This window comes from Methanospirillum sp. (assembly GCF_035406105.1).
Lineage (GTDB): Archaea > Halobacteriota > Methanomicrobia > Methanomicrobiales > Methanospirillaceae > Methanospirillum.
In genome coordinates this window covers 1-5,599 of record NZ_DAONKG010000166.1, presented here as the reverse complement: position 1 = coordinate 5,599, position 5,599 = coordinate 1, and the positions used below count along the sequence as shown (strand labels likewise).

Sequence of the window (5,599 nt, the reverse complement as noted above, 5' to 3'; positions counted from 1 at the left end):
TGTTTATCGTCCCGGGTTCTTCTTTTATCAAGCGAATGATCAAGCGGTATCGTCCCCGCGGGATTATCGGTGTTGGCTGTCTTCTGGAAGTAAAAGAAGGAATCGAGATGTCCGGTCAGTATAACATCATTGCCATGGGGGTTGTAAATAGCACCGACGGCTGCGTGGAGACATCTGCTGACTGGGATCAGGTGTTCAAGACTGCAATTCTTGGGATTTCTCCGGAAAAAATTCCAAAAGAACTGAAAAAATATATAGAATGAATTAAAGGACTGAAAATAAAAGGAAAACCAGAAGTGATGCAAACATACCTGCTTTTAAAATTGTAGAACTCTTTGATCTGATTATCTCTTCTGAGCTTTGTGCATGAATTCCCTGTATTATACCGGAAAGGATAATCAGGTCCACAAAGACAATTGCGATGAGATATCCTGCTCCCCATCGATAAAACAAAAGAAGAGACATTATAATTCCAATCCCGGCACTTATGGCTGCAAGCAGAACTGTTGACCGTATTCCATAGACCAGCGGGAATGTCCGTGCTCCATGCTCCATGTCACCGGGCATATCCTCTGCATCTTTTATGAGTTCACGTGCCAGCATTACCCCGAAGGTTGCCCCGGCGACAGGAAGTACAGTAATAATCCCCGGTACTCCCTGTATAGCACCCCCAAAAAGAAAAATGCTGGCTGTAAGATAAGATACTGAAATGTTCCCAAATAGCGGGGTTTTTTTCAGATATGCCGCATAGAGCCAGAGAAGAGTGGTATTTACAAGAGCTATACCGGCAAGGGGGAGTGGTGTACAACAAATAGCGATAGCATTTCCGATACAAAAGAGGAGAAGTGCATAGATCTGTGCATGAGTAGGAGAAATCTGACCGGATGGAATCGGACGGGAAGGCTGGTTTATTGCATCTATCTCCCGGTCATAGAAATCATTAATGACATTTCCTGCCCCGGTGATAGTAAGAACGATACAAAATATCCATACTGATTCTGCCGGAAGTGAGCCGGTTGCAATAATCGCTGCGAGAATACCTGCAAGACCGGCAACGAGTGCATTGATCGGTCTGATGATGGAGAGATAGGCTGCGCCGTTCATTTCACACCTGTTTCAAAAAAGCATACGGACGTGGAGGGATTTGAACCCCCGGCATTCAGCTTAGGAGGCTGACGCCATATCCTGACTAGGCCACACGTCCTGTCTTATTACATGGAGCAGGGATAGGTATAAGATTATCGAACACCATTTGTAGCGGAATGGACCTTACCCTGGTCACGGAAGGCATAACTACCATTGCTGTGCCCTGTCAAAATCCCGAAGATCCTTTTCCGCCTGGAACAGCGCCGGTATTTTATAATTCACGAATGGCACTGAATCGTGACACGACGGTTCTCGTAATCAGACAGATACATCCCCATTCATATCTTGATGCTATGGCTGCCTCTGGCATTCGTGGATGTAGAGTAGGCGTTGAAACCGGGGTACCGGTGACCCTCAATGATCGCGATCCTCTCGCAATTGATCTTATTACGCGTAATGTACACAATCTTGGAATCAACGCTACGATTACCTGTCGTGATGCAAACAGTCTGATGTCAGAGGAGAGATTTGGATTTGTGGATCTTGATCCGTTTGGGACACCGGCTCCTTTTATCGATGCCGCAATCAGATCAAGTGGGAAATATCTGGGAGTTACCGCGACCGATACCGCCCCATTGTGTGGTGCTCATTTGAAGGCAGGTATCAGACGGTATATGGCACGACCGCTCAATACCGAGTATCACACAGAAGTCGGTCTCCGGATACTTCTTGGAAATGTTGCTCGGCATGCAGCGGTATATGATAAGGGGATTACTCCCCTGTTCTGCTATGCCCATGAACATTTTGTTCGCCTTCATGTACAGGTTACGAGCAGTGCTTCTGCCGCTGATAAGAGTATTGCACGGCTGGGATATGTCCATCAGTGCGGAACATGTCCGTACCGGCTGGAAGAACAGAGGTTTTTTCCAGGAGTGTATACCTGCCCTCATTGTGGTTCGACGTTAACTCCAACCGGACCACTCTGGACCGGATCGGTACATGATCCGGATATTCTCCGTGGTATGATTCAGGATACGGAGACATTTGTGGCTGGCGATCCCGCACGTCTTTTAAGACTCTTATCAGTATGCAGGGATGAACCCGATTTCTCCTTTAGTTATGATTACCATCAGCTGGGGAAATTTTACCGTTTGTCACCCGGGCCGATTGATGTCCTTTTAAACCGGTTACGGGATCGTGGATATCAGGCCGGCCGGGTTCATTATTCCGGGTATGGGATTAAGACTGATGCGCCGTTGGAAGAGATCAGAAGCTGTATGATTCAATAAACAGCAGGAAAGCCCCTATCTGGATTTCCTATTATTATCGTTCGATGATGATCTGCAAAATATCCTCATCAGCAAGGACATGTGAAATACCCACCCGCTGTGCTTCATGCTTTACCGAGGTACCCCAGATACGTGCATATCGGAACTTATCAACAAAGTCCCGATGGAGCTTCCGACACACATCCTCTATCTTTGCACCGGTCCGCATGATGAGTGGTTCTTCAAGATCCGCAGGTCCAGCCTGTGGTTTTAAGTATATCCTGATAAACCCGAGGGCATTATAGATAGCGTCTTTCAACTCCTCCATGTGATATCCGGTTGCGGCAGATATCATGATTGGTTTCTGATTAAATCGTCTGGTAAGATCTTCTTCGATCTTTTTTCGGTCTGATTCGTCAATCAGGTCGACCTTGTTGACAGCGATGATAGCCGGGATATATACTCTGCTTCCCATGATGGCATCAATCAGATCGTCCTGCGTTGCATTGCCTCTGATGAGGATATCGGCACTTGCAATCCGGTTTTCAGTCAGGATGGATCTGACCTCTTCGATATCAAGATCCAATACTCCGACTGCATTTAATCTGACCCCACCACGTGATGTCTTTTTAATTGTTATATCAGGTTTTGGAACATTGACCCGGATACCCGCATCATACAGTTCACGAAAGAGAACATCAACGTGCTTTTCATTGAACACGTCAACAAGGAGGACGATCATATCTGCATTTCTGACAACTGCAATTACTTCCTTTCCACGACCCTTTCCCATCGCGGCACCAGCGATAAGTCCCGGGATATCAAGAAGCTGAATTTTTGCGCCTTTATGTTCAAGAGCGCCTGGAACGACGGTCAGAGTTGTGAATGCATATGCCCCGGTCTCACTCTCCGTACCGGTGAGGACATTCAGGAGCGTTGATTTACCAGTTGAAGGAAACCCAACAAGAACAACCGTTGCATCACCGGATTTTTTGACGGCGTATCCTTCACCGCCGCCTCCGGCTTTCATCGCACGGTTTACGGCTTCCTCTTTCAATTTGGCGAGTTTTGCTTTTAGTCGCCCGATATGCTTTGAGGTTGCCTTGTTATAAACGGTATTCTGGATCTCGTCCTCTATTTCCTTGATTTGATCCTCAATACCAGCCATATATCCTAATACGTTCCTCTCTGTGATTCTTATATCTGTGGGATCAGATCTGGAAAAACCGGTTTGTTTAAATATTACAAATGATAACATTTAGAGGCACAGCTGATATAGTGTAGGGGTCAATCATACAGGACTCTCACTCCTGTGACTGGGGTTCAAATCCCCATATCAGCATTCAAACTTGTAGGTAAGTTCCCAACGGAAAACGGGGCATAATTTATTTTTATCAGGTATTTACAATAAATTGTAAAGTTACCAAAAATATTATTTACTCTATCTAATAAATTGAAATCGGTAGTTTTTCCAGGGTTTCTGATAGCGCGACATAAAATCAAAAATTTAGTCATTTTTTCCTAAAAATCGGCATTTGATAGGAGTCCAGGTCAAATATTCCGCGACCTTACTGATCCATTACCAAGGATTTTTATCCCGTAGGGCATGAGATCTAGTATGGGAACCTGCGGCATCCCCCTTCACCGGTTCTTGAATCTTACTTATCAAACAAAAGAATCATTCAGGAATAGTTTTTCTGGATGGATATTTGCCGTATCTTCAATTGGTATTCTCCAGGTGCTTGATTTAATCACGACCTGGGGGGTTTTCCAGATGGGAGGATTAGAACTCAATCCTCTCTTTCAATTACTCACAGACACATTATGGTTCTGGCCAGCCATGATATGTCTGAAAATTGCACTGGTCATCTGGATATGGCTGGTACTTACCATATCTTATGTGTACTACCCCAGGATTTCACGAGTAGCCTGTGGAATCATTATTGCATTATATGCCGCAATTATTGAGAATAATGTCTTACTCATGGTTTATCCCGATATTGTCCCAAATTTTTGTTAATTTTTAATCAGTTCGTTTATCTCGAAAAATCTAATGATATTAAATGATTAATACGGAAAAACCATTCAAAAAAGGAAGAGGACTATTACAAATACAAAAATAAAGTCGATATTTTTGTTCCTTCTATTAAAACAATCTGGCGATGAGCAAGTTAATAAAAATTCATGTAAGACAGCTTTATGGCCTGATACCTAACTAAGCAAAAATCAGTGTTACTGAGCAAGAATACAATTCCAACCTTAAATCGATACCTTTATATATTTTCGTCGCTGCCCTACGGTGAGCACCGTCGGGCGACCTAAAGAATATGAAGAAGCCTTCTTCTAATGGTCAAAAAAACCTAAAATCATGGGTATTTCAGAAATTTACCTTTGATTTTATAGAAAAAAAAGATCGGGAAACAGGATTTATGCAGAGAAAACGGAAACTCGATCCTGTCCTTTTGATATTTTCCCTCATTTTTGGAGTCAGCAGTCATCTGAAACCCACATTAGAGGAGATTCATCGTCATTATGTTGATCTTGATGATAATCCAAAGATTGAAACCTCAATTTGTAACCAAAGTTTCAGGAAACGGTTTAATTATAAATTAGTAGATTTTTTGAAATCCCTGATGGATAATTATATCGATCAAATAGTTCATCAGTCACCTGCTCATTTAAAGGGAATAGTTGAGGATTTCAAAGATATTTTAGTTCAAGACAGCAGCATTATTCGAATTAGTAAAAAGTTCTACGATTTGCATCCCGCAGCAGGTTCCCGTGACGATTCTGCAGGATTAAAGATCCATGCAGTTTATAGTGTTGTTTACCATTCTGTAAAAAATGCAATAATTACAACAGAAAGAGTTCATGACTCTAAGATGCTAAAAATTGGACCTGATGTTGAAAATATTCTCCTGATTAACGATCTTAGATACTATTCTCTGAAAACATTTTCAAAAATTCAAGAATATGGAGGTTTTTTTGTTAGTAGAGTAAAAAGCAATGCCGTTTTTAAGGTTGTTTCAATAAATTCAGGCCCTCCAGAAATAACATCAATTGTAGATCATAATTGCTTTAAAAGCATAAATGGTGATGATTTTTTAGATAGGTGTTACGCAGTTAACTTTTATTATATATAGATCTATATATATTGACAACACCAATAATATACGTGCCTGTAACTATGCAACCTTCAGATGTTGATTATATCAATTACTTAATCGCTGCTCGCTGTGACGTTT

Annotated in this window: 5 protein-coding genes, 2 tRNA genes and 1 pseudogene; 5 read left to right on the top strand and 3 right to left on the bottom strand. The window is 42.3% G+C overall.

Annotated features, from left to right (window positions below; translation table 11 throughout):
• On the top strand, positions 1-263 hold a 263-nt coding region (locus tag PLA23_RS09940; RefSeq protein WP_324475071.1), incomplete at its 5' end, for a DUF116 domain-containing protein.
• Position 264: 1 nt separating this feature from the next.
• On the opposite strand, the gene PLA23_RS09935 is transcribed toward PLA23_RS09940, so the two are convergent.
• Both PLA23_RS09935 and PLA23_RS09930 read right to left on the bottom strand, forming a co-directional pair.
• Positions 265-1,104 carry a geranylgeranylglycerol-phosphate geranylgeranyltransferase gene (locus tag PLA23_RS09935; RefSeq protein WP_324475069.1) on the bottom strand — a complete coding sequence of 280 codons (840 nt, stop codon included), beginning with the start codon at positions 1,102-1,104 and terminating at the stop codon, positions 265-267.
• Positions 1,105-1,129: 25 nt separating this feature from the next.
• Positions 1,130-1,204, bottom strand: a tRNA-Arg gene (locus PLA23_RS09930).
• Positions 1,205-1,262: 58 nt separating this feature from the next.
• Between PLA23_RS09930 and PLA23_RS09925 the strand changes: the two genes are divergently transcribed.
• Positions 1,263-2,375 (top strand): tRNA (guanine(10)-N(2))-dimethyltransferase, encoded by a 1,113-nt coding sequence (locus tag PLA23_RS09925; protein WP_324331470.1) that lies wholly within the window; start codon positions 1,263-1,265, stop codon positions 2,373-2,375.
• Between the two features lie 34 nt (positions 2,376-2,409).
• On the opposite strand, the gene PLA23_RS09920 is transcribed toward PLA23_RS09925, so the two are convergent.
• The gene (locus PLA23_RS09920) at positions 2,410-3,522 is read right to left on the bottom strand and encodes an OBG GTPase family GTP-binding protein (protein WP_324331473.1); all 1,113 of its coding nucleotides are present in this window, start codon (positions 3,520-3,522) and stop codon (positions 2,410-2,412) included.
• 101 nt (positions 3,523-3,623) lie between these two features.
• Here PLA23_RS09920 and PLA23_RS09915 point away from each other — a divergent pair.
• The 3 genes and pseudogenes from PLA23_RS09915 to PLA23_RS09905 form a co-directional block, all read left to right on the top strand.
• Positions 3,624-3,696 (top strand) — tRNA-Glu (locus tag PLA23_RS09915).
• 276 nt (positions 3,697-3,972) lie between these two features.
• Positions 3,973-4,374 carry a DUF5658 family protein gene (locus PLA23_RS09910; RefSeq protein ID WP_324475067.1) on the top strand — a complete coding sequence of 134 codons (402 nt, stop codon included), beginning with the start codon at positions 3,973-3,975 and terminating at the stop codon, positions 4,372-4,374.
• A gap of 307 nt (positions 4,375-4,681) precedes the next feature.
• Positions 4,682-5,464: pseudogene (locus tag PLA23_RS09905) on the top strand (IS4 family transposase); the annotation flags it as partial.
• Positions 5,465-5,599 lie beyond the last annotated feature (135 nt).

Excerpts from the sequence above, each read along its gene's own strand:
- PLA23_RS09925 (WP_324331470.1), top strand. The coding sequence starts at position 1,263 with ATGGACCTTACCCTGGTCACGGAAGGCATAACTACCATTGCTGTGCCC.
- PLA23_RS09920 (WP_324331473.1), bottom strand. The coding sequence starts at position 3,522 with ATGGCTGGTATTGAGGATCAAATCAAGGAAATAGAGGACGAGATCCAG.
- PLA23_RS09935 (WP_324475069.1), bottom strand. The coding sequence starts at position 1,104 with ATGAACGGCGCAGCCTATCTCTCCATCATCAGACCGATCAATGCACTC.
- PLA23_RS09910 (WP_324475067.1), top strand. The coding sequence starts at position 3,973 with ATGGGAACCTGCGGCATCCCCCTTCACCGGTTCTTGAATCTTACTTAT.